This window comes from Lysobacter sp. cf310 (genome assembly GCF_900114355.1).
GTDB lineage: Bacteria > Pseudomonadota > Gammaproteobacteria > Xanthomonadales > Xanthomonadaceae > Lysobacter.
The window spans coordinates 397,650-424,489 of sequence record NZ_FOSS01000004.1; the positions used below are offsets into that span (position 1 = coordinate 397,650).

20 protein-coding genes and 1 pseudogene are annotated in these 26,840 nt (G+C 69.9%); 15 read left to right on the forward strand and 6 right to left on the reverse strand.

All coding sequences use genetic code 11. The annotated features are described in order from the left end of the window. Positions 1-67 precede the first annotated feature (67 nt). Both BMZ45_RS16305 and BMZ45_RS16310 read right to left on the reverse strand, forming a co-directional pair. Positions 68-826 (reverse strand): annotated as a pseudogene (locus BMZ45_RS16305) (ribonuclease H-like domain-containing protein); the annotation flags it as partial. 119 nt (positions 827-945) lie between these two features. Beyond that, a complete protein-coding gene (locus BMZ45_RS16310; RefSeq protein WP_091637582.1) occupies positions 946-3,378 on the reverse strand; it encodes a DEAD/DEAH box helicase in 2,433 nt (810 codons plus the stop codon). Positions 3,379-3,554: 176 nt separating this feature from the next. On the opposite strand from BMZ45_RS16310, the gene BMZ45_RS16315 reads away from it, so the two are divergent. From BMZ45_RS16315 to BMZ45_RS16345, 7 genes are all read left to right on the forward strand, one after another. After that, positions 3,555-5,234: an NAD(P)/FAD-dependent oxidoreductase gene (locus tag BMZ45_RS16315; protein WP_091637583.1), complete on the forward strand. Its 1,680-nt coding sequence runs from the start codon at positions 3,555-3,557 to the stop codon at positions 5,232-5,234. A gap of 4 nt (positions 5,235-5,238) precedes the next feature. After that, positions 5,239-5,877 carry a DUF938 domain-containing protein gene (locus BMZ45_RS16320; protein ID WP_091637584.1) on the forward strand — a complete coding sequence of 213 codons (639 nt, stop codon included), beginning with the start codon at positions 5,239-5,241 and terminating at the stop codon, positions 5,875-5,877. 109 nt (positions 5,878-5,986) lie between these two features. Next, positions 5,987-7,654 (forward strand): serine hydrolase domain-containing protein, encoded by a 1,668-nt coding sequence (locus tag BMZ45_RS16325; RefSeq protein WP_091637585.1) that lies wholly within the window; start codon positions 5,987-5,989, stop codon positions 7,652-7,654. 135 nt (positions 7,655-7,789) lie between these two features. After that, positions 7,790-9,685 carry a M61 family metallopeptidase gene (locus BMZ45_RS16330; protein ID WP_091637586.1) on the forward strand — a complete coding sequence of 632 codons (1,896 nt, stop codon included), beginning with the start codon at positions 7,790-7,792 and terminating at the stop codon, positions 9,683-9,685. Positions 9,686-9,976: 291 nt separating this feature from the next. Then, positions 9,977-10,972 carry a helix-turn-helix transcriptional regulator gene (locus BMZ45_RS16335; RefSeq protein WP_091637587.1) on the forward strand — a complete coding sequence of 332 codons (996 nt, stop codon included), beginning with the start codon at positions 9,977-9,979 and terminating at the stop codon, positions 10,970-10,972. Between the two features lie 65 nt (positions 10,973-11,037). After that, on the forward strand, positions 11,038-11,628 hold the full coding sequence (locus BMZ45_RS16340; protein ID WP_091637588.1) for a hypothetical protein: 591 nt from the start codon (positions 11,038-11,040) through the stop codon (positions 11,626-11,628). Positions 11,629-11,716: 88 nt separating this feature from the next. After that, positions 11,717-11,902: a DUF1272 domain-containing protein gene (locus BMZ45_RS16345; RefSeq protein ID WP_217643223.1), complete on the forward strand. Its 186-nt coding sequence runs from the start codon at positions 11,717-11,719 to the stop codon at positions 11,900-11,902. Positions 11,903-12,124: 222 nt separating this feature from the next. Here the strand turns inward: BMZ45_RS16345 and BMZ45_RS16350 are convergent, their stop codons facing one another. Next, complete coding sequence (locus BMZ45_RS16350; RefSeq protein ID WP_091637590.1) at positions 12,125-15,817, reverse strand: indolepyruvate ferredoxin oxidoreductase family protein; 3,693 nt, start codon at positions 15,815-15,817, stop codon at positions 12,125-12,127. A 374-nt stretch (positions 15,818-16,191) separates the two neighbouring features. On the opposite strand from BMZ45_RS16350, the gene BMZ45_RS16355 reads away from it, so the two are divergent. From BMZ45_RS16355 to BMZ45_RS16365, 3 genes are all read left to right on the forward strand, one after another. After that, positions 16,192-16,548, forward strand: a complete 357-nt coding sequence (locus BMZ45_RS16355) for a hypothetical protein (protein ID WP_091637591.1) — start codon at positions 16,192-16,194, stop codon at positions 16,546-16,548. A gap of 3 nt (positions 16,549-16,551) precedes the next feature. Then, positions 16,552-16,890, forward strand: a complete 339-nt coding sequence (locus tag BMZ45_RS16360; protein ID WP_091637592.1) for a hypothetical protein — start codon at positions 16,552-16,554, stop codon at positions 16,888-16,890. Positions 16,891-17,234: 344 nt separating this feature from the next. Then, the gene (locus tag BMZ45_RS16365) at positions 17,235-17,573 is read left to right on the forward strand and encodes a hypothetical protein (RefSeq protein WP_139215542.1); all 339 of its coding nucleotides are present in this window, start codon (positions 17,235-17,237) and stop codon (positions 17,571-17,573) included. Positions 17,574-17,787: 214 nt separating this feature from the next. Here BMZ45_RS16365 and nagA read toward each other — a convergent pair whose 3' ends face one another. The 3 genes from nagA to BMZ45_RS16380 are packed head-to-tail and all read right to left on the reverse strand — an operon-like array spanning position 17,788 to position 20,728. Then, positions 17,788-18,930 (reverse strand): N-acetylglucosamine-6-phosphate deacetylase, encoded by a 1,143-nt coding sequence (gene nagA / locus BMZ45_RS16370; protein WP_091637594.1) that lies wholly within the window; start codon positions 18,928-18,930, stop codon positions 17,788-17,790. After that, a complete protein-coding gene (locus BMZ45_RS16375; RefSeq protein WP_091637771.1) occupies positions 18,930-19,940 on the reverse strand; it encodes an SIS domain-containing protein in 1,011 nt (336 codons plus the stop codon). Before BMZ45_RS16375 ends, nagA begins: the two co-directional genes overlap by 1 nt. A gap of 35 nt (positions 19,941-19,975) precedes the next feature. Beyond that, a complete protein-coding gene (locus BMZ45_RS16380; RefSeq protein ID WP_091637595.1) occupies positions 19,976-20,728 on the reverse strand; it encodes a GntR family transcriptional regulator in 753 nt (250 codons plus the stop codon). A 148-nt stretch (positions 20,729-20,876) separates the two neighbouring features. On the opposite strand from BMZ45_RS16380, the gene zwf reads away from it, so the two are divergent. From zwf to eda, 5 genes are all read left to right on the forward strand, one after another. Next, positions 20,877-22,394 carry a glucose-6-phosphate dehydrogenase gene (zwf, locus tag BMZ45_RS16385; RefSeq protein WP_091637596.1) on the forward strand — a complete coding sequence of 506 codons (1,518 nt, stop codon included), beginning with the start codon at positions 20,877-20,879 and terminating at the stop codon, positions 22,392-22,394. After that, positions 22,378-23,133, forward strand: a complete 756-nt coding sequence (gene pgl / locus BMZ45_RS16390) for a 6-phosphogluconolactonase (protein ID WP_175489114.1) — start codon at positions 22,378-22,380, stop codon at positions 23,131-23,133. Before zwf ends, pgl begins: the two co-directional genes overlap by 17 nt. A gap of 130 nt (positions 23,134-23,263) precedes the next feature. Further along, on the forward strand, positions 23,264-25,096 hold the full coding sequence (gene edd, locus BMZ45_RS16395; protein ID WP_091637597.1) for a phosphogluconate dehydratase: 1,833 nt from the start codon (positions 23,264-23,266) through the stop codon (positions 25,094-25,096). A 101-nt stretch (positions 25,097-25,197) separates the two neighbouring features. Then, entirely contained in the window at positions 25,198-25,878 is a 681-nt protein-coding gene (locus tag BMZ45_RS16400) for an HAD family hydrolase (protein WP_091637598.1), read from the forward strand. 167 nt (positions 25,879-26,045) lie between these two features. After that, positions 26,046-26,693 (forward strand): bifunctional 4-hydroxy-2-oxoglutarate aldolase/2-dehydro-3-deoxy-phosphogluconate aldolase, encoded by a 648-nt coding sequence (eda, locus tag BMZ45_RS16405; protein WP_091637599.1) that lies wholly within the window; start codon positions 26,046-26,048, stop codon positions 26,691-26,693. Positions 26,694-26,840: the final 147 nt, after the last annotated feature.

Below are 26,840 nucleotides of genomic sequence, written 5' to 3' on the forward strand. Positions count from 1 at the left end.
GGCTCCGCGAGGATGAGGTGGGCGCAGCCTGCGGCGACCGGCGTGTGCGCGGCATGAAGGCGCCGCCTCAGTGCGGCGTCGCGGCTTCGGCCTCGACCAGGCGCTGCAGCAGCCGCGCCAGGGTCACCACGTCCTGGTGGTTGTGGGCGACCACGCGCCGCAACAGGCCGGCGCCGCCGCCGCGCAGGTAGTGCAACCACGCGGCCGGCGCCTGCGAGCCGGGCAGGTCGTCCTCGCGCACGATCCGCAGCAGCTCGCGCTCGACCGTGGCCAGGCGGCAGTTCTCCCACGTGCCGCGGTAGCGGCGCCGGGTCGGGAACAGCAGGTCGACGTGGTCCAGCGCCTGCAGCGGATCCTCGAGGCGGGCCAGGCGATAGCGCGTCTTCAGCAGCGGCGCGTCGTAGCAGCGGCCGTTGTAGCTGGACAGCACGGTGTCCGGGCGCAGCCACTGGGCGAAGGCCTGCAGCATCGCCGGCTCGGCCGCCAGCGAGGCGATCAGCAACTGGCGCACGCGCAGGCCGTCGCCGTGCAGCGGATCGCGGTGCCAGTCGGCGGCGCCGATCATGAAGGCGCGGGTGCCGGTGCCGCCGGCCAGGCCGGTGGTCTCGGTGTCGAAGAACAGCAGCCGGCGCGGATCGACGCGGTCCTCGGCGCGCTTGGCGAAGGCCAGCGACAACGCCTGCGTGGGCAGCTCGCAGGGCAGATGCTGCTGGATCAGGCGCAGGCCGGGCGCGATCTCCTCGCCGGGCAGCTCGCGGTCCAGCGGCGCGCGCGGGGCGGCCCACGCGTTCGGCGCGCGCTCGCGCACGCCGAGCAGGCGGCGCAGCTGTTCCAGGCTGTGTTGCGTGTCGGGCGCTGCGGCCGGCGCGGGCGTGGGCGCCGGCATCGCTGCCGGCGCTCCGCGCGCCTGCCGTTGCAGCATCCGCAGCTTCTCGGCGCTGACGCTCATGCCGCCGGGTCCGCGCGCAGCAGGCTCAGCACCTGGCGCGCCAGCGCCTTGGGCGTGGCCGCGCCGTCGCGCTCGTCGGCGGCCAGGGCCGGGCCGACGCAGGCCGGGCAACCGGCGCGGCAGTCGCAGCGTTCGACCAGCTCGGCCGCGCGCGCCAGCAGTTCGGCCTGGCGCGTCCACAGCGGTTCGCTGAGGCCGACGCCGCCGGGAAAGTTGTCGTACAGATAGACCGTGGGCACGAACTGCTGGACTTCCGCCAAGGCGACCTCGCCGCCCTCGACACCGCGCAGCTGACCGCGGCCGTTGCGGTCGGCGGCGGCGAACCAGGCGCCGTCGCCGTTGCCGACCGCTTTCTGCAGGTCGCGGGCGTCGGCCATCACCGCCACCGTCGCGACCACGTGCAGGGCGTGGCCGGCGCCGAGGAACCCGTCCAGCGCGTCCTGGCGCGAAGCGAAGGCCGAGCGCAGCACCGCCGCCGGCAGCTGCCACCACACCGCGGTGGTGTGCAGCTCCTGGTCGGGCAGGTTGACCGGACCGTAGCCGATGTTCTCGTGGGTGTAGTAGCGGATCTTTTTGTAGCCGGCCACGCGCCGGACCACGTGCACCTCGCCGTGGTGGCTGTCGCCGAGGCCGGCCTCGCCACCGTCGAAGCGCTCCAGCACCTTGAGCTTGGTGTAGTCGATCGAGTCGGTGTAGTAGTCGACGTGGGTGCGGGTGACGTAGGCCTTGCGCCCTTCCCAGTCCAGCTTCTCCACTTGGTACGGCGTGGACTGGATCATGTGGATCGCGCCTTCGTACAAGGTCAGCGCCGCGGCCGAGTAATCGACCTCGGCGATGATGGTCTGGCGGCCGTCGCTGCGGTCGACCACGACGAAGTTGCCGTCGGCGACCGAGCGCAGGCTGACCGCATTGGCCGGGTAGCTGTCGGCGATCCATTCCCAGCGCTCGCCCTCGCGGTGCAGCACCTCGGTTTCCGCCAGCGCCTCCAGATACACCTGCGGATCGATCGGGCCGTAGGCCTCGCCGACCTGGAACGGCAGCTCGAAGGAGGCGCAGCGGATGTGATCGAACAGGATCAGCGGCTGGTCGGGCGCGATGCGCGCGTGCTCGGGCGGGCTGTCGGCGAAGAACTCCGGGTGCCGCACCACGTACTGGTCCAGCGGCTGCGAGCTCGCCACCAGCACGCCCAGGGCCGGACGCTGGCGGCGGCCGGCGCGGCCGAAGCGCTGCCAGGTCGCGGCGACCGAGCCCGGATAACCGTTGAGCACCACCGCATCCAGGCTGCCGATGTCCACGCCCAGCTCCAGCGCCGAGGTCGAAACGATGCCGTCGACGCGGCCGTCGCGCATCGCCCGCTCGGCCTCGCGGCGCTCGCCGGGCAGGTAGCCGCCGCGGTAGGCGCGGATCCGCGCCGGCTTGCGCGGGTCGTGGTCGAACACGTCCTTGAGGTACTTGGTCAGCACCTCGACCATCAGCCGGCTCTGCGCGAACACCAGGGTCTTGAGCCCGGACTTGATCGCGATGCGGGCGATGCGGTTGCTCTGCGAGCGCGCCGAGGCGCGCAGGCCGAGGTCGGCGTTGACCACCGGCGGGTTCCACAGCAGCACGTGCTTGTCGCCGCTGGGCGCGCCGGAGTCGACGATCGCGCGCACCGGCGCCTCGATCAGGGCCTGGGCATGCGCCTGCGGATTGCCGATGGTGGCCGAGCACAGGATGAACTGCGGATTGGCGCCGTAGAACGCGCACACCCGCTTCAAGCGCCGCAGCACGTTGGCGACGTGGCTGCCGAACACGCCGCGGTAGGTGTGGACCTCGTCGATCACCACATAGCGCAGGTTCTCGAAGAACTGCGCCCACTTGGTGTGATGCGGCAGGATCGCCTGATGCAGCATGTCCGGGTTGGAGACCACGATGTCGCCGTGCAGGCGGATCGCCTGGCGCGCATCGCCCGGTGTGTCGCCGTCGAAGGTGAAGGCCTTCACCCCGAGCTCGCCGGCGCGGTTGAGCTCCAGCAGTTCGGCGACCTGGTCCTGGGCCAGGGCCTTGGTCGGGAACAGATACAGGGCCTTGGCGGCGCCGGCCATCGCCGCCGACAGCACCGGCAGGGTGTAGCACAGCGATTTGCCCGAGGCGGTCGGGGTGACCACGGCGACGTGTTCGCCGGCCTGGGTCGCGGCCCAGGCCTCGGCCTGATGGCTGTACAAACGCTCGATGCCGCGCGCGCGCAGCGCCGCGCGCAAGGCCGCGGGCACGTCTTCGGGCATGGGCGCGTAACGGCCCTCGCGCCCGGGCAGCACGTAGTGGCCGGTGATGCGGTCGGCGTAGCGGCGGCCCAGGGCCTGCACCAGCGCGGCGCCGTCGCCGCGCAGGCCCTGCGCCGGCACCAGGCCGCGTTCGTCGTCGTCGTGACGCGCCAATGCCTGTGCCATGTCCGCTCCTGCCTGGGGTGAGCAGGGAGTTAAGCCCGCGGCCGTCTCAGCCTGTGAGACGTTCAGCAAGCCGGAGGGTGTCGCTACAGACCGTCGATTCGACGGCCGCGCCCCAGCCCGCGCGCGGCGCGACGGCCCCGACCCGCTAAAATGCGCCACCGTCCAGGCCCTGGCCCATGCTCCGACTCACCGACATCAAGCTGCCGCTGGACCATGCCGAACCGGCGCTGGCCGACGCGATCCTGGCCCGGCTGGGCATCGGCGCCGACGAGCTCAACGGCTACACCGTGGTCAAGCGCAGCTACGACGCGCGCAAGCGCGGCGCGATCGTGCTGATCTACACGGTGGACGTGGACAGCCCGCGCGCGCCCGAACTGCTGCAGCGCGCCCAGGCCGAGACCGCGTCGGCGAGCGGCGCGGGTTCGCCGATCAAACTGGGCCCCGCGCCGGACACCACCTACAAGTTCGTCGGCCGCGCACCGGCCCAGCTGCCGCTGCGGCCGCTGGTGATCGGTATGGGCCCCTGCGGCTTGTTCGCCGCCCTGGTGCTGGCGCAGATGGGCTTCCGCCCGATCGTGCTCGAACGCGGCAAGGCGGTGCGCGAGCGTACCGTCGACACCTTCGGCCTGTGGCGCAAAAAGGTGCTGAACCCGGAGTCGAACGTGCAGTTCGGCGAGGGCGGCGCCGGCACCTTCTCCGACGGCAAGCTGTACAGCCAGATCAGCGACAAGCAGCACCACGGCCGCAAGGTCCTGACCGAGTTCGTGGCCGCGGGCGCGCCCGAGGAAATCCTTTACGTCAGCAAGCCGCACATCGGCACCTTCCGCTTGGTGTCGATGGTCGAGCATATGCGCGCGACCATCGAGGCCTTGGGCGGCGAGATCCGTTTCTCGCACCGCGTCGACGACCTGCTGGTCGAGACCGATGCCGCCGGCGTGCGTCACGTGCGCGGCGTGACCCTGGCCAGCGGCGAGCAGCTGCGCGCCGACCACGTGGTGATGGCCCTGGGCCACAGCGCGCGCGACACCTTCGCGATGCTGCATGCGCGCGGCGTGTACGTGGAAGCCAAGCCGTTCTCGATCGGCTTCCGGGTCGAGCATCCGCAGTCGCTGATCGACCGCGCCCGCTTCGGCCCGCAGGCCGGGCACCCGATCCTGGGCGCGGCCGACTACAAGCTGGTCCACCACTGCCGCAACGGCCGCTCGGTCTACAGCTTCTGCATGTGCCCCGGCGGCACCGTGGTCGCCGCCGCCAGCGAGCCCGGGCGCGTGGTCACCAATGGCATGAGCCAGTACTCGCGCAACGAGCGCAACGCCAACGCCGCGATCGTGTGCGGGATCACGCCCGAGGACTACGCGCCCTACGGCGAGGGCCCGCTCGCGGGCATCGCCCTGCAGCGGCATTGGGAAGCGCTGGCCTTCGAGCTGGGCGGCGGCGAGTACGAAGCGCCGGCGCAGCTGGTCGGCGATTTCATCGCCCGCCGCGCGTCCAGCGAATTGGGCGAAGTGAAACCTTCCTACACGCCCGGCGTGCGTCTGGGCAGCCTGGACGCTTCGCTGCCCGGCTATGCGATCGACGCGATCCGCGAAGCGCTCCCGGCCTTCGACAAACAACTGCGCGGTTTCGCCATGCACGATGCGGTGCTGACCGGCGTGGAGACGCGCACCTCGTCGCCGGTGCGCATCGCGCGCGGCGCCGACGGCCACAGCCTCAATACGCGCGGCCTGTTCCCGGCCGGCGAAGGCGCGGGCTACGCCGGCGGCATCCTCTCGGCCGGCGTGGACGGCATCAAGACCGCCGAGGCGGTGGCGCTGAGCCTGCTGGCCGATCTGTCGCGCGCCGGCGCGCACGCCTGAGCGCATGAGCGACAAGCCGCACTCGCCGTCCTGCGAGCGCAACCGCGAGCCGATCCTGGCGGTGCTGCAGCGCTACCTGCCGGCGCGCGTGCAGGTGCTCGAGATCGGCAGCGGCACCGGCCAACACGCGGTGCATTTCGCCGCGGCGATGCCGGGCTGGGTCTGGCAATGCTCCGACCGTGCCGAGTATCTGCCCGGCATCCGCGCCTGGCTGGACGAGGCCGCGCTGGCCAATACGCCGCCGCCGTTCGAACTGGCGGCGGTGACCGCGCCGGCGCCGGGTTTCGCGCCACCGCCGCCCATCCCCGCCGACCCGATCGCGCGGCGCTCCGGCTACGACGCCGTCTTCAGCGCCAACACCCTGCACATCATGGACTGGCCGCACGTCGAGGCGACCTTCGCCGGCCTGGCCACGGTGCTGGCCGACGCCGCGACCGTGGCGATCTACGGCCCCTTCAATTACGCCGGCGCCTACACCAGCGACAGCAACCGCGACTTCGATGGCTGGCTCAAGCAGCGCGATCCGGTCTCGGGCATCCGCGATTTCGAAGCGGTCGACGCGCTCGCGCGCGGCATCGGTCTGGGCCTGGTCGCCGACGTCGCGATGCCGGCCAACAACCGTTGTCTGATCTGGCGGCGCTGATCCGACACTGGCGGGGCGCGCGGTCCTGAACGTATCGTCGCCTCGACGGCAGGGACGCTCGATCGACGGGCGTGGTCCCGGGCGCCGTCGTCTCACGGAGCTTCCCCGCATGCGTCTTTGGATTCTGTCCCTCGCGCTGGCCGCCGCATCCCTGCCCGCGTTGGCCGCCGCGCCGCCCGGCGCGGCCGAGGTCGCGCGTTTCGCCGAACGCCAGCTGCAGGACAACTACCCCGCCGACGGCCCCGGTGCCGCCTTGCTGGTCGCGCGCGGCGACCAGGTGCTGTTTCGCGGCGCGCGCGGCGAAGCCAGCGTCGAGCTGGGCGTGCCGCTCACGCCCGACAGCGTGTTCCGGATCGGCTCGGTGACCAAGCAGTTCGCCGCCGCCGGTCTGCTCAAGCTGGTCGAAGCCGGCAAGGTCAAGCTGGACGATCCGCTGTCCAAGTATTTGCCCGACTATCCCAACGGCGCCCAGATCAGCGTGCATCAGCTGCTCAATCACACCTCCGGCGTGAAGAGCTACACCGGCATTCCAGGCGTGATGGCCGGGCCGATCCGCATGGATCTGAGCACGGCGCAGCTGATCGACACCTTCAAGAACTTGCCGACGGATTTCGCGCCCGGCACGCAGTGGGCCTACAACAATTCCGGCTACGTGCTGGTCGGCGCGGTGATCGAAGTCGCCAGCGGCCAAGCCTGGCATGCGTATCTGCAGCAGGCGCTGTTCGAACCGCTGGGCCTGAAGCACACCCGCTGGGGCGACGACCACGCCCTGATCCCGGGCCAGGTCCAGGGCTACACGCTCAGCCAGGGCCGTCCGGCGCCGGCCAACTACGCCAGCATGAGCCAGCCGCACGCGGCCGGCGCGCTGGTGTCCACGGTCGACGATCTGCTGCGCTGGAACCGCGCGCTGCACGAAGGCAAGGTCGTGCGCGCCGATCTCTACGCCAAGATGATCCAGCCCGAAGGCGCGGCGCTGAAGGAGCACTACGGCTACGGCATCGAGCGTACCCGCCTGCGCGACGGCGACCTGCTCGCGCACGGCGGCGGCATCTTCGGCGCGATGTCGTTCCTGCTCTACCTGCCCGGCAGCGACGTGACCGTGGCGATCGTGCAGAACAGCGACAGCGTCGCGCCGGGCAAGCGACCGCCCGAGGTATTGGCGCGCAAGCTCGCCGCCTACGCGCTGGGCCAGCCCTATCCAGAGGCCCAGGCGACGGCGCCGGATCCGGCATACCTGAAATCGCTGGAGGGCGTGTACCGCTCCGACGCCAAGACCGCGCGTGCGATCCAGGTGGTCGACGGCCGCCTGGTCTCGCAGCGCTTCGGCGGCCAGCGCGTGACCATGGCCGCGATCGGGCCGGACGAGTTCCTGTTCGAGGACGGTCTGAGCCGGCTGCGCTTCGAGCGCGACGCCAAGGGCGCGATCACCGGCACGCGTTTCTATGCCGATGGCGAAGGCGAGGGTTCGTTCTCGCCGCGCACCGACGAGCCGCTGCCCGCGGCGACCGTCGCGATCGCGCTGCCCGCGGCCGCGCGCGAACGCGTGGCCGGGCGCTACACGCGCGAGGGCATGGTGCTCAACGTGTTCCAGCAGGGCGAGCAGCTGTTTGCGCAGATGGCCGGCCAGCCCTCGTTCGTGCTGGCCGCGAGCTCGCCCACGCGCTTCGCCATCGACTCGGTCGGCGCGGTGCTGGAGTTCGCGCCCGAGTCCGGCCCGGCCCAGACCCTGACCCTGCGCCAGGGCGGCGCGGTGCTGGAGTTCCAACGCGTGCCCTGAGCCCGCACTGCCGCCCGCGCTGTGCCGGACGCGGCATTCCGCGCGGCGGGCGCCGAAACGTGACCTATGGGAGGGGAGCGCGCGGCCAGCGCACGTAGGATGCGGATTCGTCCTCGTTACGCCGGAGCCGCTTCCATGTCCGTACGTCCGTCGCTCGCCGCGCTGCCCTTGCTGATCGCGGCGCTGCTGCCCCTGTCGTCCGCCGCCCAGACCGCGCCGCCGGCCGACACGCCGTACCCGGGCACGCTGACCCTGGAAGTCGACGCCACCGATCTCGCCCACCGCGTATTCCATGCCAAGCAGCGCATCCCGGTGCAAGCCGGCCCGCTGACCCTGCTGTATCCGCAGTGGCTGCCCGGCAACCACTCGCCGACCGGTCCGATCAACAAGCTCGCCGGGCTGGTCGTCACCGGCAACGGCCAGCGCATCGCCTGGACGCGCGATCCGCTCGACGTCTACGCCTTCAAGCTGGTCGTGCCCGAGGGCGTGAGCACGATCGAGCTCGCATTCGACTATCTGTCGCCCACCGGCGGCGATCAGGGCCGGGTGGTGATGAGCCAGGACCTGCTGAGCCTGCAATGGAACGCGGTCGCGCTGTATCCGGCCGGTCACGACGCCGGCCGCATCCAGATCGCGCCCTCGCTGAAACTGCCCGCGGGTTGGCAATCGGGCACCGCGCTGGAAGTCGAATCGCGCCAGGGCGACACCCTGCGCTACAAGCCGGTGTCGTTCGAGACCCTGGTCGACTCGCCGCTGTTCGCGGGCCGCTACTATCGCCAGATCGATCTCGCGCCCGGCGCCAAGGTGCCGGTGCGATTGAACGTGGTCGCCGATCACCCCAAATACCTCGAGGCCAAGCCCGAGCAACTCGCCGCGCACCGGCGCATGGTCGAGCAGGCGCTGCGCCTGTTCCGTTCCCAGCACTACGATCACTACGACTTCCTGTTCTCCCTGTCCGACCAGATCGGCGGCATCGGCCTGGAGCACCATCGCTCCAGCGAGAACGGCGTGGACCCGGCGTACTTCACCGACTGGGACAAGAGCGCGTTCGGCCGCGACCTGCTCGCGCACGAATACACCCACTCCTGGAACGGCAAATTCCGCCGTCCGGCCGACCTGGCCACGCCCAACTTCAACGTGCCCATGCAGGACAGCCTGCTCTGGGTCTACGAAGGCCAGACCCAGTACTGGGGCTATGTGCTGACCGCGCGCGCTGGCCTGTGGAAGCCGCAGACCGCGATGGACGCGTTGGCGATGACGGCCGCGGCCTACACCACCGACCGCCCCGGTTTCGCCTGGCGCAACGTCCAGGACACCACCAACGATCCCATCATCGGCCTGCGCCGGCCGCAGGCCTACCGCAGCCAGCAGCTCAGCGAGGAGTACTACTCCGCCGGCCAGCTGATCTGGCTGGCGACCGATGCCAAGCTGCGCGAGCTCAGCCGCGACCGGCGTTCGCTGGACGATTTCGCGGCCGCGTTCTTCGGCGTCGACGATGGCAGCTATGCGGTCAAGACCTACACCTTCGACGACGTGGTCGCGACCTTGAACGGCATCGCCGCCTACGACTGGGCTGCGTTCCTGCGCCAGCGTCTGGACGCCAACGCCGCGCCGCTGGACGGCCTGGCCGCGAGCGGCTGGAAGCTGGTCTACACCGACAAGCCCAGCGACTACGTCAAGCAGACCGAGGGCGCGCGCAAGGTCACCGATCTCAATTGGTCGCTGGGCCTGATCGTGTCCAACAAGGACGCGTCGGTCTCGTCGGTGCGCTGGGACGGCCCGGCCTTCAACGCCGGCCTGGCGCCGGGCTCGACCCTGCTCGCGGTCAACGGCTACGCCTTCGAGGGCGAGCGCCTCAAGGACGCCATCACCGCGGCCAAGGACAAGGGCGAGCCGATCGAACTGGTGGTCAAGCAGGGCGAAGTGGTGAAGACCGTGCGCATCGATTACCGCGAAGGCCTCAAGTACCCGAGCCTGGAGCGCATCCCGGGCACGCTGGATCGACTGACGAAGATCCTGGCACCGAAGTAAACGATTGCGGCGTCGGCGTCGGCGTCGGCGTCGTCGGCATCGGCCTCGGCGAAGGCTCGTTCGCGCGACGTGGTTTCGCGCCTTCTGTGGGAGCGGCGTAAGCCGCGATTGCGCAGTGGCCGAAGTTTCGTAATCGCGGCTGACGCCGCTCCCACAGGAAGCTGCGCGGCAGTCGTATGCCGTCCCATACGACTGCCGACAGGTCGGCCGCCACCGCGCGCCCGTTGATCGCCGCTGGCCCTTGGCGTAAATAACTGCCACCGCCTGTCATCTTTCCGGCGAGGAGGCACGATGCGCGCCAGTCGCCTGCTGAGCATCCAGATGTTGTTGGAAACGCGCGGCCGCATGAGCGCGCAGGCGCTGGCCGACGCCCTGGAGGTCTCGGTGCGCACCTTGTATCGCGACATCGACCAACTCTGCGCCGCGGGCGTGCCGATCTATGCCGAACGCGGCCGCAGCGGCGGCTTCGAGTTGATGGAGGGTTGGAAGACCACGCTCACGGGCCTCACCGCTTCCGAGGCGCAGGCGGTGTTCATGACCGGCCTGGCCGGGCCGGCCTCGCAGCTGGGCCTGGGCCACGAGGTCGCCGACGCCCAACTCAAGCTGATGGCGGCGTTGCCCACGCACCAGCGCCAGGATGCGCAACGCATGCAGGCGCGTTTTCATCTCGACACCCTGGAGTGGTACCGCGAGAACGACCCCACCCCGCATCTGGCCACCGTGGCCAGCGCCGTCTGGGAGGAACGCCAGCTCGCGATCGACTACCTGAGCTGGCGCGGCGAAGCGCGGCGCCGCGTGCATCCGTTGGGCCTGGTGCTCAAGGCCGGCGCCTGGTACCTGGTCGCCGCGGTCGACTCCAAGCCGCGCACCTACCGCATCTCCAACATCCTGCAGGCGCGCCGCCTGGACGCGCGCGCGCTGAGACCGCGACGTTTCGATCTGGCTGCCTACTGGGCCGCTTCGCTGCGCCGCTTCGAGCAGGACCTCTATCGGGGCAACGCGACCGTGCTGGCCACGCCGGCCGGCCTGCACGAATTGGCCAAGCTCAGCGCGGCGGTCGCGCGCGCGATCGCCGTGTCGCCGCGCCAGGCACAGGCGGACGGGCGCCTGCGCGTGACGATCCCGATCGAAACCGTGCAGCACGCCACCGGCCAGCTGCTGCCGCTGGCGCCGCAGGTGGTCGCGATCGAGCCACCGGCGCTGGTCGCGGCGATCGCGCAGCAGCTGGACGAGATCGGCGCCTGCTACGGCCTGCGACACAGGCGGCCGGGTCGGCCTAAAACCTGACCGTCGCTGTCAGGTATGGCCGGTTAGCTTGATCGCGAACCCAGCCACCGCCGAGAACCGCCGCCATGACCGACAACCCGCAGCGCCGTACCGTGCTCAAATCCGGCGTAGCCGGCGTACTCGCCGGGCTCGCCGCCGCGCCCTTGAGCGCGCTCGCGGCGGCCGCACCCGTCGCCGCCGCGCCCGAGGCCAAGCCCGTGCCGGGCACCGGCAAACCCGGCGAGTTCGACTTCCTCGCCGGCGAATGGCGCATCCACCACCGCCGCCTCAAGTCGCCCGGCGTCTGGGACGAGTTCGAGGGCGAGGCCACCTGCTGGACCATCCTGGGCGGCGTCGGCAGCGTCGAGGAACTGCGCATTCCCGCGCGCGACTTCAGCGGCATGGGCCTGCGCCTGCTGGATGTGGAGAACAAGGTCTGGTCGGACTTCTGGGTCAACGCGCGCTCCGGCGTGCTGACCGCGCCGGGCATGCCGGGCCGTTTCGTCGACGGCGACGGCGTCTTCGAGGCCGACGACGTCGACAACGGCCAGCCGATCAAGGTGCGCGGCGTCTGGGACCGCATCACCGCGCACTCCTGCCGCTGGTACCAGGCGGTCTCGCGCGACCAGGGCAAGACCTGGGAAGAGAACTGGCTGATGGACTGGAAGCGCGTTTGAGCGCCACTTGCGGCGGCGGTCGTCGTGGCCGTCGCAGCGCGCTACCCTGCGCGCATCCGTCGCGCCCGAGGCCGCCCGCATGCTCGAAATGAAATCCCAATGCGAACGCTGCAACGCCGCCTTGCCGCCCGACAGCGCGGCGGCGCTGATCTGCAGCTACGAATGCACGTTCTGCGTCGACTGCGTGCAGGGGCCCTTGGGCGGCGTGTGTCCCAATTGTGGCGGCCAGCTGCAGCCGCGTCCGACGCGCGTCGCCAAGTCGGCCACCGCGTAGGCGCTTGCTCTTCTGCGGGAGCCAGGGTTCGCGGTCGCGGCTTGCTCCGCTCCTACAGGCAGCTCTCGCATCGCAACGGGTCCGTGCCGTGTTCCGCTTTGGGGTAGGAGCGGCGCAAGCCGCGACCGCGACCCTTGGGCGGCATCGTAGCGACCTGCCGCCCGCGCAAAAAGAAAGCCCCGCATCCGCGGGGCTTCCGGTAACGGCGATCGTCGAAGCCGCTTACGCCGCCTGCACGATCCGCAGCGGATTGCGGTACTGCTTGATCAGCTCCGCTTCGCGCTCCTTGGCCTTGTGCAGGTGCGCTTCCTTGACGTGGCCGTAGCCGCGGATCTGTTCCGGGATCGAGGCGATCTCGGCCGCCAGATCGGCGTTGCCGTTGTCCAGGGTGCCCAGCAGCTCGCCCACGGTGCGCTCGTAGTCGGCGATCAGCTGGCGCTCCATCTTGCGCTCCTCGGTGTAGCCGAAGATGTCGAGCTTGCCGCCGCGCAGCTTGCGCAGCTTGGCCATCCACTTGAACGCGGTGAACACCCAGGGGCCGAATTCCTGCTTGATCAGGCGGCCCTGCGCGTCCTTCTTGGCCAGCAGCGGCGGGGCGAGGTGGAACTTGAGGGTGTAGTCGCCGTCGAACTGCTGCTGCAGGCGGCGCTGGAACTCGCCGCTGGTGTACAGGCGTGCGACTTCGTACTCGTCCTTGTAGGCCATGAGCTTGAAGAAGTATCGCGCGACCGCCTCGGTCAGGTCGGTCGAACCCGGCGCCTTGCGCTGCTCGGCCTCGCGCACCTTGGCGACGAAGTCGGTGTAGCGCTTGGCGTAGTTGGCGTCCTGATAGTCGGTGAGGAAGGCGACGCGGCGCGAGATCAGCTCGTCCAGCGAACGCGACAGGCGCAGGTCGTCCAGCGGCAGGAAGGCGACGTTGTCGCTGTCGGCCTGGGCCGGCACGTGGCGCAGTTCGTCTTCGTTGCGGGTCGCGCGCGGGGCCGAAGTGGCGCCCCATTCGTTGCCTTCCCACTCGCCCGGCGCCAGGTGCGGCAGGTCGTGCGGGGTGGCCTCGGCGCGGGTCGGCGCGTTGCGCACCAGGCCGGCGGCCTCGGCCACGGCGGCCGGATCGACCACCGCCAGACGGCCCCAGGCGAAGGCGGTCTTGTTCATCTCGATCGCCGCGCCGTTGAGTTCGACCGCGCGCATCAGCGCATCGAACGCGATCGGCACCAGGCCGCGCTGCCAGGCGTAGCCGAGGATGAACAGATTGGTCGCGATCGCATCGCCCATCAGCGCGGTGGCCAGCTGGGTCGCGTCGACCACGTGCGGGTCCTGGCCGCCCAGCGCCAGCTTGACCGCGGCGACGATGTCGGTGGCCGGGAACTGCATGTCCGGACGGGTGGTGAAGGTGCCCGGCATCGCCTCGTAGCTGTTGAGCACGACCGCGCTGCGGCCGGCGCGCACCTTGGACAGCGCCCAGTAGTCGTTGACCACGACCATGTCGCAGCCCAGTACCAGGTCGGCCTCGCCGGCGGCGATGCGCACGGCGTGGATGTCCTGCGGGGTCTTGGCGATGCGGATGTGGGTGGTGACCGCGCCGCCCTTCTGGGCCAGACCGGTCTGGTCGAGCACGGACGCGCCCTTGCCTTCCAGGTGCCCGGCCATGCCCAGCAGCGCGCCGATGGTGACCACGCCGGTGCCGCCGACGCCGGTGATCAGGATGTTCCAGGGCTGATCCAGCGCGGGCAGCTGCGGCAGCGGCAGATCGCTGAGGCGGTCCTTGGCGTTGCTGCCCTTCTTCTTCTTCAAGCCGCCGCCGTGCACCGTGACGAAGCTGGGGCAGAAGCCGTTGACGCAGGAATAGTCCTTATTGCAGTTGGACTGGTCGATCTCGCGCTTGCGCCCGAACTCGGTTTCCTTGGGCAGCACCGACACGCAGAACGACTTCTTGCCGCAGTCGCCGCAGCCTTCGCAGACCAGGCTGTTGACCATCACGCGCTTCTGCGGATCGACCATCTTGCCGCGCTTGCGGCGACGGCGCTTCTCGGTGGCGCAGGTCTGGTCGTAGATCAGCACGCTGACGCCCTTGACCTCGCGCAGGCGCTTTTGCACCTCGTCGAGTTCCTTGCGGTCGTAGAACTCCATTTCGCCCGGGAAGATCTCGCGCTTGTGCCACTTGGCGATGTCGTCGGACACCAGCACGATGGTCTGCACGCCTTCGCTGCGCACCTGGTGCGCGATCTGCGGAACCGACAGGGTGCCGTCGACGGGCTGGCCGCCGGTCATCGCGACCGCGTCGTTGTAGAGGATCTTGTAGGTGATGTTGACGCCGGTGGCGACCGACTGCCGGATCGCGAGCGAGCCGGAGTGGAAGTAGGTGCCGTCGCCCAGGTTCTGGAACACGTGCGGCGTTTCGGTGAACGCCGCCTGGCCCGACCAGGTCACGCCTTCGCCGCCCATGTGGGTGAAGGTGTCGGTGCTGCGGTCCATCCAGGTCACCATGTAATGGCAACCGATGCCGCCCAGCGCGCGCGAGCCTTCCGGCACCACGGTGGAGGTGTTGTGCGGGCAGCCCGAGCAGTAGTGCGGCACGCGCGGGAACGCGGCGCGCGGCAGGGCCAGTTCGGATTCCTTCTCCTCCATCCAGCGCAGCACCTCGCGCATGTGCTCGCTGTCGTGGAAGCGCTGGATGCGGCGCGCGATCACGCCGGCGATGCGGGCCGGGGTGAGTTCGCCGGTGGACGGCAGGATCCACTCGCCGCTCTCGTCGTACTTGCCGACGATCGACGGGCGCTGGCCGCCGTCCCAGTTGTACATCGACTCCTTCATCTGGCTTTCGATGAAGGCGTGCTTCTCCTCGACCACCAGGATGTCCTGCAGGCCGCGCGCGAACGCGCGCAGGCCGACCGGCTCCAGCGGCCAGGTCATGCCGACCTTGTAGACGCGGATGCCCAGCTCCGAGCAGGCGCGCGCGTCCAGACCCAGGTATTCCAGGGCCTGCAGCACGTCCAGGTAGCTCTTGCCGGTGGTGATGATGCCCAGGCGCGCGTTCGGCGAATCGATGACCAGGCGGTCGATCTTGTTGGCGCGCGCGAACGCCTGCGCGGCCTTGACCGCGTACTGGTGCAGGCGCATTTCCTGATCCATCGGCGGATCGGGCCAACGGATGTTGAGGCCGCCCGGCGGCAGCTGGAAGTCGTCGGGGGTGACGATCTGCAGCGCCAGCGGATTGACGTCGACCGAGGCCGAGGACTCGACGGTCTCGGCGATGGTCTTGAAGCCGACCCAACGGCCGGTGTAGCGCGACATCGCCCAGCCGACCAGGCCCATGTCGAGGATGTCCTGCACGCCGGCCGGGTTCAGGATCGGCATCATCGCGCTGACGAATTCGCCTTCCGAGCCGTGCGGCAGGGTCGAGGAGCGGCAGGCGTGGTCGTCGGCCGCCAGCGCCAGCACGCCGCCGTACTTGCCGGTGCCGGCCGCGTTGGCGTGCTTGAACACGTCGCCGGTGCGGTCCACGCCCGGGCCCTTGCCGTACCACATGCCGTACACGCCTTCGACCTTGGCGCCCGGGAACAGATTGGTCTGCTGGGTGCCCCAGACCATGGTCGCGCCCAGGTCCTCGTTGAGGCCGGGGGTGAACTTCACGCCCGCCGCCTCCAGATGTTTGCGCGCGCGCCACAGCTCCAGGTCGAAGCCGCCCAGCGGCGAGCCGCGATAGCCGGAGATGAAGCCGCCGGTATTCAGGCCGGCGGCCTGATCGCGCAGCCGCTGCATCAGCGGCAGGCGCACCAGCGCCTGCACACCGGACAGGTAGATGCGGCCTTCCTGACGGGTGTACTTGTGCTCCAGCCCGTAGTCCGGGTCGAGGACGCTGTTGGTCAGGGAGGTGTTCGCCGACGAGGGCGAGCTGAGTTCTGCGGTGCTGGTCATGGCGGGCTCTCGCGGCGGTGCCGCGGGTGGGCTGGCGGGGGAGGGACGACGGCGTCCGGCCGGGAGCCGGCGACCGCCGGGTCCGAGCAAAGACTCGGAATTATAGCCTTTGTGCGTATGGCGGCCGCGAGGCGGGTCGCCGCGGCCGCAATGGCCGAGGCGAAGCGGGCCTGCAGGCACGCGCAATGTGGCGGTGGTTTCAATTGAAACCGATTCCGCGCGGCCGCTCGCGTTCGCCGCGCCCTGTCGCTAAGGTCGCGCCCATGCGCGTGTACCTCGACGACGAATGGACGACCCTGGACGGCTGGGTACGGGTCTATTGGCCGGGCCCTAACGTCGCTGGCGCGAACGGATAACGGATCTGGAGTCGCAGCGTGGCCCAAGACCTCTACTGCTGGCGTTGCGACAAGGTCATGCCGATGCTGACCGAAGAGGAGTGGGCGGCGATGGAGCCGGTGCTTTCCCAGGCCATCGAGCGTGTTCAACGTCATCGCGCGGCCACCGGCAGCGACCTGGTGGAGGCGTTGCAGGCTTGCCGCAACGAGGCGCTCGATTTCTACGAGCGCTTGACCGGCTTTCATGAGTCCAACGCGAATGCGCTCTGGCATCACCGGTTGTCCTTGTACGGTCCAGCGTGTACCGGCTGTGGCAAGCCCTTGCGCACGCCGCAGGCGAGCTTTTGCCCGGCCTGCGGCGCGAAGCGCTCCGAGCTTGCATCGGGGAAGGGCTAAGCCATGAGTCGTTCGCCCGTGCCCGCTCATGCCACGGTGCTGTTCGAACTGACCGCGCGCACGCAGTCGGGTAACGTCAAGCGTGTGTTGTCCGGTTACCGGCCGCTGTACGCGATCGGGGCCGACGAGTGGACTTCCAGCTATCACGAATTTATCGGTGTGCCGCATGTGGAAACCGGCGGCCGTGCGCGTGCGGACGTGTGGTTTCTAGCGCCGGAGCAATATCCCGGCACGCTATGGGTGGGTCGCGTGCTGAAAGTGGCGGAGGGCTCACGCGATGTGGGCGTGGCGACGGTGTTGGCGGTGCATCATTCGGTGCTCGTGCGAGAGGGCAGTAGCTAGGCCAGGGCCCAGTTCTCGTGCAGGCGGACGCCGGTATCGGCGCTCGCGACATCGTGGGATGGATTGAACGATCGTTGTTCTCAGGCCCATGCGACATAGGCGCCGTTTTTTGATCCTGGCCCCACCAAGGGGGGCGCGCCGCCGTAGGATGCGGTGAGCGCAGCGAACCGCATCGCGCCGGAACTCGCGCGATCGCATCTGGAGGGCGGTTGAGCGACGCCAGCGCCGGATAGGGCGACGGTGCGTTTCGCTACGCTCAACACACCCTACGGCGTGACGGACCCCGTTCGGCGATGCGGCCAACCGGTGCGTCGGCATTGCGGGCTGCCGTTAAGATGCGCGCCATGAAAAACATCCTGATCGCCGCCTGCGGCGCGCTACTGACGGCCTGCGCCACCACACCGCAAGACTATCCGCTGGAACAACTGCAACACTTTGTGGGCACGCCCTACTCGGAGCTGCAGACGCGTCTGGGGCCGCCGCATCGCGAGAAGTCACTGGACGACGGAGTGATGGCCATCTGGGGTGGCAACGTAACCGGCGTCGAGGCGACCCTGGCCAACGACAATTGCCAGTTCGTGTTCGTGATTGGACCCGACCGTCGGGTGCGCTCGATCGATCTGACCGGTCGCGCCTCGGTGTGTCAGCGCTTCATCGACAGCAAGCGATTGGACCAGCCGTAAGCTCGCGCCGGAGCGTCCGATCTGCGCGGTAGGCGATCTGCGCAGGATGCGATGAGCGCAGCGAACCGCATCGTGTTCGCAGTCGTGGTCGATTCGTGAGTTGCGCGGCCGTGCTGCGAAGGCGCGGCGGGCGGCGGAGTGGCGCGATGGTGCGGTTCGCTGCGCTCACCACACCCTACGGGTGGCGCGGTTTGCGCGCTACCCGTACGCGAAGTCAGGCCTGGCCACCGATCCAGGTGCCGGCGACCTGCAGCGCTTCGTCCAGCACCACCAGATCCGCGCGATACCCCGGCGCGATTCGGCCCAGTTCGTGCCCCAGCCCCAGGAACTCGGCCGGATAGGTCGAGGCCATGCGGCAGGCTTCGTCCAGCGGCAAGCCCAGGCGCTGCACGGTGTTGCGCACCGCGGTGGCCATATCCAGCGCGGAGCCGGCCAGGGTGCCGTCGGCGGTGCTGCACTTGCCGTCGCGGCAGGTCATGGTCTGGCCGTAGAGCACGAAATCTTCGCGCTCACCGCCCACCGGCGGCATGGCGTCGGTGACCAGCATGATCTTGCCGCGCGGCTTGGCGGCGATGGCGATGCGCAGCGAGGCGTCGTGCACGTGTTCGCCGTCGACGATCACGCCGCACCAGCTGTTGGGGTCCTCGATCGCCGCGCCGACGCCGCCGGGTTCGCGGCTGCCCATCGGCGTCATCGCGTTGAACAAATGAGTCACGCCGCGCACGCCGTGGGCGAAGGCCGCGCGCAGGCGTTCGTAGTCGGCGGCCGTATGGCCGGCGCAGACCAGCACACCGCGTGCGGCCAGGGCCTGCAAGGTGGCGTCGTCGAAACGTTCCGGTGCCAGCGTGAGCATGGTCCTGCCGACGCCCAGCGAGGCGATGCGGTCGAGTTCGTCCGCGTCCGGGGTGTGGAACTTGTCGGGGTTGTGCACGCCCTTGCGCGCGCTGGCCAGGTAGGGGCCTTCGAGATGGATGCCGAGGATGCCGGGCACGCCCTGCGCGATCGCCTCGCGTACCGCCGCGATCGCGCGCAGCATCACCGCGACGTCGTCGCTGATCAGGGTCGGCATCAGGCCGGTGCTGCCGTAGCGGCGATGCGCCTGGGCGATGCGGCGCAGGCCGTCGACATCGGGCGCGTCGTTGAACAGCACGTCGCCGCCGCCGTTGACCTGGGTGTCGATGAAGCCGGGCACCAGATACCGGCCTTGCAGATCGATCGTCTCGGCACCGGCCGGCGCGGCGCCCGGGACCACGGCGACGATGTGGCCGTCCTCGACGATCACGCACAGGTCGGATTCGAAACCGCGTTCGCTGAGCACGCGGCCGTTGACGAAGGCGGTGGCGACGGAAGCGGACATCAGACGGTCTCGGTGACCTTGTTCAGATGCGGCGGCAGATCCGGATTGTGCCCGCGCGCCACCGACAGCGCATTGGCCGCCTTGTAGAAGCTGGCCACGGTCAGCAGCGGCGTCATCGCCGGATGCTGCGAGCGCGCCAGCGGCAGGCTGCCCGCGCCCGAGCGCCCGGGCGCGGCCAGCCACACCGGCGCGCCGCGCGCGCGGAACTCCTCGGCCACCGCGACCGTGCCGTCGCCGGTGCCGTCGTCCTGGGCGAAGGCCAGTACCGGGAAGCCGGGGCCGACGATCGCCATCGGGCCGTGCTTGACCTCGGCGCTGCTGAAGGCCTCGGCGTGCAGGCCGCAGGTTTCCTTGAACTTGAGCGCGGCTTCCTGCGCCGCGCCCAGGCCCAGGCCGCGCCCGACCACGAACAGATTGCGCGCGTCGACCAGGCCTTCGACCAACGGCGACCAGTCCTGTTCGAACGAAGCGCGCAAGGCCTCGGGCAGGGCATGCACGGCGTTGAACAGGGTGGCGTCGTTGCTCCAGCGCGCGGTCAGCTGCAGCAGCGCCGACAGCGAGCACAGATAGCTCTTGGTCGCCGCCACGCTGGTCTCCGGGCCCGCGTGCAGGCCCAGCACCGTGTCGGCGATAGCGGCCAGCGGCGAATCGAGCACGTTGACCAAGGCCAGCACATGCGCGCCGGCGGACTTGGCGATCTCGGCGTTGCGCAGCAGGTCCGGGCTTTTGCCCGATTGCGAGATCGCCACGAACAGGGCGTCGTCGAGCTTGGGCTGGATCGCGTAGACCGAGCCCACCGAGGGCGAGGCCGAGGCGGTGACCAGGCCCAGCTGGGTCTCGAACAGATACTTGCCGTAAGTCGCGGCGTGATCGGAACTGCCGCGCGCGCAGGTGACGATGAAGCGCGGCGGGCGCTGGCGCAGGCGATCGCTGAGGTCGTCGATCGCGTCGGCGTTGGCCGCGAACTGGCGTGCGACCGCGTCGCCGGCTTCCTGCGCCTCGGCGTACATGCGCGTGCTCGTCGGGTCCAGCAGGGTCTGTGTGCTCACGGCGTGGTTTCGCTCTGCAGTTCGGCGACGAAGTCGTAGGCGTCGCCGCGGTAGAAGGATCGGGTGAATTCGACGACGCGGCCGTCGTCGAGGAAGGTGCGGCGTTCGATGAACAGACCGGGCGCGCCCTCGGGCAGGCCCATCAGCCGCGCCTGTTCGGCGTCGAAGGCGATCGCGCGCAGGCGTTGCAGCGCGCGCGCCGGACGGATGCCGAGCTTGGCGAAAGCTTCGTACAGCGAGTTCTCGACCAGGCTGGGATTGGGCAGCACCGCCAGCGGCACCACCGTGCGCTCCAGCGCCAGGGCCACGCCGTCGGCGGTGCGCAGGCGGTAGTAGCGGATCACCGAGGCGCCCGGCGACAGGTTCAGCGCCATCGCCTCCTCGGGCGTGACCTCGCCGACGCCGCGCTCCAGGAAGGTCGAGCGCGGGTCCAGCCCGCGCGCGCGCAGATCGTCGGTGAAGCTGGTCAGGCGCGAGAAGGATTTGACGATGCGCTCGGCCACGAAGGTGCCCGCGCCCTGGCGCTGCACCAGCAGGCCGTCGGCGACCAGGCCGGCGATGGCCTTGCGCACGGTCACCCGCGACAGGTCCAGCAGCTTGCCCAGCTCGCGTTCGCCGGGCAGGGCCTGGCCGGCGGTGATCTCGCCGTTCTCGATCGCGTGCTGCAGGGTCCGACGCAGGTGCTGGTAGGCCGGCGCGCGACGCGTCTGGGCCTGGCGGCGGAACTCGCTGACGAGGTAGGGCTCCATGGGGAAAAGATACCAGTCACAGACCACTGGGGGCAACCTGGGCTTTGACCGCCAAGTTAAACGGTTGATTCTAGGTTAATTTGCTTAACTGGTATCTCACTGGTATCTTTCCTGGTATGGTTTTGCCCATACCAGTCCGAGCCCGTCCATGAGCGTGTATTCCGTGCCGTCCCCGTCCCAGGCGCCGCATTCGGCGCCGCTGGCCCCCTTCGACCTGGTGATTTTCGGCGGCACCGGCGACCTGGCCATGCGCAAGCTGCTGCCGGCGCTGTTCCACCGCTATGCCGACGGCCAGATCGTCGCCGGCACCCGCATCGTCGCGATCGCGCGCGACAGCCAGAGCGACGACGACTACCGCGGCCGGGTGCGCGAGGCGCTGGCCCAGTTCGGCAATCTCGACGCGCGCGAGTCCGACGCCGTCGACGGTTTTCTCGCGCTGCTGCTGTACCGCCGCCTGGACCTGAGTTCGGACGCGGCCTGGCCGGAGTTCGCGACCGAGTTCGCCGGCGACGAACGCGTACGCGTGTTCTACCTCGCGGTCGGGCCGGACCTGTTCGGCGTCGTCGGCGACCGTCTGCAGTCGCACGGCCTGGTCGGGCCGAAGACGCGGGTGGTGGTGGAGAAGCCGCTGGGCAAGGACGGCGCCAGCGCCGACGCGATCAACGACGCGCTCGGGCGCGTGTTCGCCGAAACCCAGATCTTCCGCATCGACCACTACCTGGGCAAGGAGACGGTGCAGAACCTGACCGCGCTGCGCTTCGGCAACGCGCTGTTCGAGCCGCTGTGGAAGGCCGAGCACATCGACCACGTCCAGATCACGGTAGCCGAAACGGTGGGCGTGGAATCGCGCGCGCCGTATTACGACAAGTCCGGCGCGCTGCGCGACATGGTCCAGAACCACCTGCTGCAGCTGCTGTGCCTGGTGGCGATGGAGCCGCCGTCCTCGCTGGCCGCCGACGCGATCCGCGACGAGAAACTGAAGGTGCTGCGCGCGCTGCGCCCGATCGAGAACGGCAACGCCGCTCAGTTCACCGTGCGCGGCCAGTACAAGGCCGGCGCGGTCGACGGCCGCGCGGTGCCGGGCTATGCGCAGGAGCTGGGCGCGAACTCGCACACCGAAACCTTCGTCGCGCTCAAGGCCGAAGTGAAGAACTGGCGCTGGGCCGGCGTGCCGTTCTATCTGCGCACCGGCAAGCGCCTGGGCGAGCGGGTGTCGGAGATCGTGGTGACCTTCCGCCAGGTGCCGCATTCGATCTTCGAGGAGCTCACCGAGCAGGACCCGTCCAGCCGCCTGGCGCCGAACAAGCTGGTGCTGCGCCTGCAGCCCGACGAGGGCGTGAAGCTGTGGCTGATGAACAAGGTGCCGGGCCCGGGCGGCCTGCGCCTGCGCCACGTGCCGCTGGACATGAGTTTCGCCGCGGCCTTCGGCGGCCGTCAGGCCGACGCCTACGAGCGTCTGCTGATGGACGTGGTGCGCGGCAATCCGATGCTGTTCATGCGCCGCGACGAGGTCGACGCCGCCTGGAAGTGGATCGACCCGATCCGCGCCGCCTGGGCCGCCGCCGCCGAAGCGCCGCGCCCCTATACCGCCGGCAGCTGGGGCCCCAGCGCCGCGGTCGCCTTGATCGAACGCGATGGGAGGACCTGGCATGAAGATGCAGGCTGAGCGCTTGACCGTGATCGAACCGCTGCCCCTGCCGCTGCACGAGCGTCTGTTCGAGGATGCCGGGCAACTGGCGCAGGCCTTGGCCAAGCAGGTCGCGGCCGATCTGCGCGGCGCGCTCGCGCGCCACGGCGAGGCCTGCATCGCACTGTCCGGCGGCAACACGCCCAAGCGCTTCTTCGAGGCCTTGGCGACGCAGACGCTGGATTGGGCGCGGGTGACCGTGCTGCCGGTCGACGAACGCTGGCTGCCGCCGGAGCATCCGCGTTCCAACGAGAAGCTGCTGCGCGATCACCTGCTGCGCGACAACGCCGCCGCCGCGCGTCTGTTGCCGATGTACCGCCCCACCGAAACCCCGGAAGCGGCGCTGATGCCGGTGCTGACCAAGATCGCCAACGAAGGCCTGCCGCTGGATGTGGCGGTGCTGGGCATGGGCGAGGACGGCCACGTCGCGTCGCTGTTCCCCGATCTGGGTCGCGACAATCCGGGGCTGCGCGAGATCGGCCTGCAGCCGCGCGGACGCGCGCCGGTGATGGCGGTGCGCACCGAGGCCATGCCGGAGCCGCGCATGAGCCTGACCCTGAGCGCGATCTTCACCGCACCGGCGCTATACCTGCATATCGAAGGCGCGAAGAAGCGCGCCTTGCTGGACGCCGTGCAGCGCGATCCGCGCAGCGTTCTGCCGATCCGCTCGGTGCTGGCGGGCGCGCCCGCGCCGCCGACCTTGTATTGGAGTCCGTGATCGCCACGGACCTCATAGGCCGCGCCGCCGCGGAGTTCGCCCCTCCCACCCGCGGCGCGCTGTCGCCCTATGCTGGACGGCGTACCGATCCGGACCTCCATCGCCAGCGCTTCGCAGCCAACGAGTCCCCGTGAACACCTCATTGCATCCCGTAGTCGCGCAAGTCACCCAACGCATCGTCGAACGCAGCCGCGCCCGCCGCGACGCCTACCTCGCGCGCATCGACGCCGCCCAGGGCGGCGGACCGCAGCGCCGGCGCCTGTCCTGCGGCAACCTCGCCCACGGCTTCGCGGCCTGCGCGGCCGGCGACAAGCAGGCGCTGCGCTCGGGTCACGCGCCCAACCTGGGCATCGTGACCTCCTACAACGACATGCTCTCGGCGCATCAGCCGCTGGAGCGCTTCCCCGATCTGCTCAAGGCCGCCGCGCGCGAGGCCGGCGCGACCGCGCAGGTCGCCGGCGGCGTGCCGGCGATGTGCGACGGCGTGACCCAGGGCCGCGAGGGCATGGAGCTGTCGTTGTTCTCGCGCGACGTGATCGCGATGTCGACCGCGATCGCGCTGTCGCACGACATGTTCGATGCCGCGCTGTACCTGGGCGTGTGCGACAAGATCGTGCCGGGCCTGCTGATCGGCGCACTGCACTTCGGCCACCTGCCCGGCATCTTCGTGCCGGCGGGGCCGATGACCTCGGGGCTGCCCAACGACGAGAAGTCGCGCGTGCGCCAGCGCTACGCCACCGGCGATGCGACCCGCGACGAACTGCTGGAAGCCGAGGCGCGCAGCTACCACGGCCCCGGCACCTGCACCTTCTACGGCACCGCCAATTCCAACCAGATGCTGATGGAGCTGATGGGCCTGCATCTGCCCGGCTCCAGCTTCGTCCACCCCAACACGCCGCTGCGCGACGCGCTGACCGCGCAGACCGCGCTGCGCGCGGCGCAGATCACCGCCCTGGGCGAGGACTACCGGCCGATCGGCCGCATCGTCGACGAGCGCGCGATCGTCAACGGCGTGATCGGCCTGCACGCCACCGGCGGTTCCACCAACCACCTGCTGCACCTGATCGCGATCGCCGCGGCGGCCGGGATCGAGCTGCGTCTGGAGGATTTCGACGCGCTGTCCTCGGCGATTCCGCTGCTGGCGCGCGTGTACCCCAACGGCAGCGCCGACGTGAATCATTTTCACGCAGCCGGCGGTCTGGCGTTCCTGATAGGCGAGCTGCTCGACGCCGGTCTTCTGCATGGCGATGTCGAGACGGTGGCCGGCCCCGGCCTTAACCGTTACCGCGTCGAAGCGCGGCTCGAAGGCGATGGGCGCATCGCCTACGTGCCGGCGACCGGCCGCAGCGGCGACCCCTCCGTACTGCGTCCGGTCGCCGAGCCGTTTCGCGCCGACGGCGGCCTGCGCGTGCTGGTCGGCGAACTCGGTACCGCCGCGATCAAGGTCTCGGCGGTGCCCGAGGACCGCTGGGTGGTCGAGGCGCCGTGCCGGGTGTTCAGCGAGCAGCACGAGGTCAAGCAGGCCTTCGAACGCGGCGAGCTCGAGCGCGACGTGGTGGTGGTGGTGCGCTTCCAGGGCCCGCGCGCGAACGGCATGCCGGAGCTGCACCAGCTCACTCCCACGCTGACCGTGCTGCAAAAGCGCGGCCATCGCGTCGCCCTGGTCACCGACGGCCGCATGTCCGGCGCCTCCGGCCAAGTGCCGGCGGCCATCCACGTCACACCCGAAGCCGCCTGCGGCGGCCCGCTCGCGCAGCTGCGCGACGGCGACGTGGTCCGCGTGGACGCGATCGCGGGCACGCTCAGTCTGCGCACCGAGGACGATTGGACCCAGCGCGAACATGCGCGCGCGGATCTGTCTTCGCACCATGTCGGCATGGGCCGCGAACTGTTCGCCGCGTTCCGCGATTACGCCGCACCGGCGGATCGGGGAGCGGGGGTGTTTGCGCGGGATGAGGGATAAGGCTGCGTTGGCGGCCCGTCTTTTCGGCAAAAGAACAAAGCGAAGCAGAATCCGCAAACCGCAACATCCGCACTCACCCTCGCCATCGCCCTGGAGCCCCCATGCCCGCCCCCGTCCGCACCGCCTTCCTGTTCGACCTGGACGGCACCCTGGTCGACAGCGTTTACCAGCACGTGCTGGCATGGAAGCAGGCCCTGGATGCCGACGGCATTCCGCTGTCGGTGTGGCGCATCCACCGCAAGATCGGCATGAGCGGCGGTTTGTTCACCAACATTCTGCTGCGCGAGACCGGTATCGACATCACCCCGGAACGGGTCGAGCGTCTGCATAAGCTGCATGCCCAAGCCTACGGCGCACAGGCCGCGCAGATCCGGCCGCTGCCCGGCGCGGTCGAACTGCTGGCCTACCTCAGCGCGAACGAAATTCCGTGGTCGATCGCGACCAGCGGACGCATGGAAACCGCGCGCCACAACCTGGTCGCGCTCGGCGTGGATCCGGAGAAAGTGCCGGTGATCACCCGCGACATGGTCCGCCACGCCAAGCCCGATCCGGATCTGTTCCTGGCCGCGGCCGACAAGCTGGGCGCCGACATCGAGCATTCCATCGTGGTCGGCGACAGCATCTGGGACCTGTTGGCCGCGCGGCGCGCACGCGCGCTGGGCGTGGGCCTGCTCTCGGGCGGTTACGGCCAGGACGAGCTCGAGCGCGCCGGCGCATTCCGGGTCTACGAAGACCCGGCCGATCTGCTCAAGCACATCGATGAGGTCGCCGCGCGCGCCTGAGCGTCGGCGGCGGTCGCGCGGCGACTGGCGCAAAGCGCAACGAGCCGGGTGACCGCCGGGTGCGCAGCCTCTACGATGCGGTTCGCTGCGCTCACCGCATCCTGCGCCGTCGACACGCCGCATTGCGTTTCGCCACACCTGCCGTGCATCTATCCATGGAGCTTGCAATGAACTCGATCCACGATCTGCAGGAACGCATCGCCGCGGTATTGGCGCTGGCGCCGGTGGTGCCGGTGCTGGTGATCGACGAGCTCGCGCATGCGGTACCGCTGGCGCGCGCCCTGGTCGCCGGCGGCCTGCCCGCGATCGAGGTGACCCTGCGCACGCCGGTGGCGCTGGACGCGGTGCGCGCGATCGCCAACGAAGTCGAGGGCGCCGCGGTCGGCGTCGGCAGCGTGCGAAGGCCGGCGGATTTCGCCGCCGCGCAGAAGGCCGGCGCGACCTTCGCGGTGTCGCCGGGCGCATCGGCCAGCCTGATCGCCGCCGCGCAATGCACCGACCTGCCCTGGTTGCCCGGCGCGGCCACCGCCTCGGAGGCCATGACTCTGGCCGATCAGGGTTACCGCTATCTGAAGTTCTTCCCGGCCGAGTCCATCGGCGGCACCGGCGCCTTGCGCGGCCTGGGCGGGCCGCTGCCGGAACTGCGTTTCTGCGCCACCGGCGGCATCGGCCCCGACAACGCGCCGCAGTACCTGGCCTTGGCCAACGTGCCCTGCGTGGGCGGCTCCTGGGTGTGCCCGCCGGCCGCGGTTCAGGCCGGCGACTGGGCCCAGATCGAAACCCTGGCGCGCGCGGCGTCGCAACTGCGCCGCTGATCGCAAGCTTAATTCGCTGCAGTGTAGGAGCGGCGCGTGCCGCGACCGCGCAGGCCGCCGAAGATTCGCAATCGCGGCTTACGCCGCTCCCACACGAAGCCAGCGCATCGCGCATGGATAGCGATGAAACGTCGTGCTCTCTGTGGG

What these genes read in the sequence shown, in the direction of transcription:
- BMZ45_RS16315 (WP_091637583.1), top strand. Translation starts at nt 3,555, where the DNA reads ATGCTCCGACTCACCGACATCAAGCTGCCGCTGGACCATGCCGAACCG.
- BMZ45_RS16340 (WP_091637588.1), top strand. Translation starts at nt 11,038, where the DNA reads ATGACCGACAACCCGCAGCGCCGTACCGTGCTCAAATCCGGCGTAGCC.
- zwf (WP_091637596.1), top strand. Translation starts at nt 20,877, where the DNA reads ATGAGCGTGTATTCCGTGCCGTCCCCGTCCCAGGCGCCGCATTCGGCG.
- BMZ45_RS16375 (WP_091637771.1), bottom strand. Translation starts at nt 19,940, where the DNA reads ATGTACGCCGAGGCGCAGGAAGCCGGCGACGCGGTCGCACGCCAGTTC.
- nagA (WP_091637594.1), bottom strand. Translation starts at nt 18,930, where the DNA reads ATGTCCGCTTCCGTCGCCACCGCCTTCGTCAACGGCCGCGTGCTCAGC.
- BMZ45_RS16365 (WP_139215542.1), top strand. Translation starts at nt 17,235, where the DNA reads ATGAAAAACATCCTGATCGCCGCCTGCGGCGCGCTACTGACGGCCTGC.
- BMZ45_RS16360 (WP_091637592.1), top strand. Translation starts at nt 16,552, where the DNA reads ATGAGTCGTTCGCCCGTGCCCGCTCATGCCACGGTGCTGTTCGAACTG.
- BMZ45_RS16345 (WP_217643223.1), top strand. Translation starts at nt 11,717, where the DNA reads ATGAAATCCCAATGCGAACGCTGCAACGCCGCCTTGCCGCCCGACAGC.
- BMZ45_RS16400 (WP_091637598.1), top strand. Translation starts at nt 25,198, where the DNA reads ATGCCCGCCCCCGTCCGCACCGCCTTCCTGTTCGACCTGGACGGCACC.
- BMZ45_RS16330 (WP_091637586.1), top strand. Translation starts at nt 7,790, where the DNA reads ATGTCCGTACGTCCGTCGCTCGCCGCGCTGCCCTTGCTGATCGCGGCG.
- pgl (WP_175489114.1), top strand. Translation starts at nt 22,378, where the DNA reads ATGAAGATGCAGGCTGAGCGCTTGACCGTGATCGAACCGCTGCCCCTG.
- BMZ45_RS16350 (WP_091637590.1), bottom strand. Translation starts at nt 15,817, where the DNA reads ATGACCAGCACCGCAGAACTCAGCTCGCCCTCGTCGGCGAACACCTCC.
- BMZ45_RS16325 (WP_091637585.1), top strand. Translation starts at nt 5,987, where the DNA reads ATGCGTCTTTGGATTCTGTCCCTCGCGCTGGCCGCCGCATCCCTGCCC.
- eda (WP_091637599.1), top strand. Translation starts at nt 26,046, where the DNA reads ATGAACTCGATCCACGATCTGCAGGAACGCATCGCCGCGGTATTGGCG.
- BMZ45_RS16310 (WP_091637582.1), bottom strand. Translation starts at nt 3,378, where the DNA reads ATGGCACAGGCATTGGCGCGTCACGACGACGACGAACGCGGCCTGGTG.
- BMZ45_RS16380 (WP_091637595.1), bottom strand. Translation starts at nt 20,728, where the DNA reads ATGGAGCCCTACCTCGTCAGCGAGTTCCGCCGCCAGGCCCAGACGCGT.
- BMZ45_RS16335 (WP_091637587.1), top strand. Translation starts at nt 9,977, where the DNA reads ATGCGCGCCAGTCGCCTGCTGAGCATCCAGATGTTGTTGGAAACGCGC.
- BMZ45_RS16320 (WP_091637584.1), top strand. Translation starts at nt 5,239, where the DNA reads ATGAGCGACAAGCCGCACTCGCCGTCCTGCGAGCGCAACCGCGAGCCG.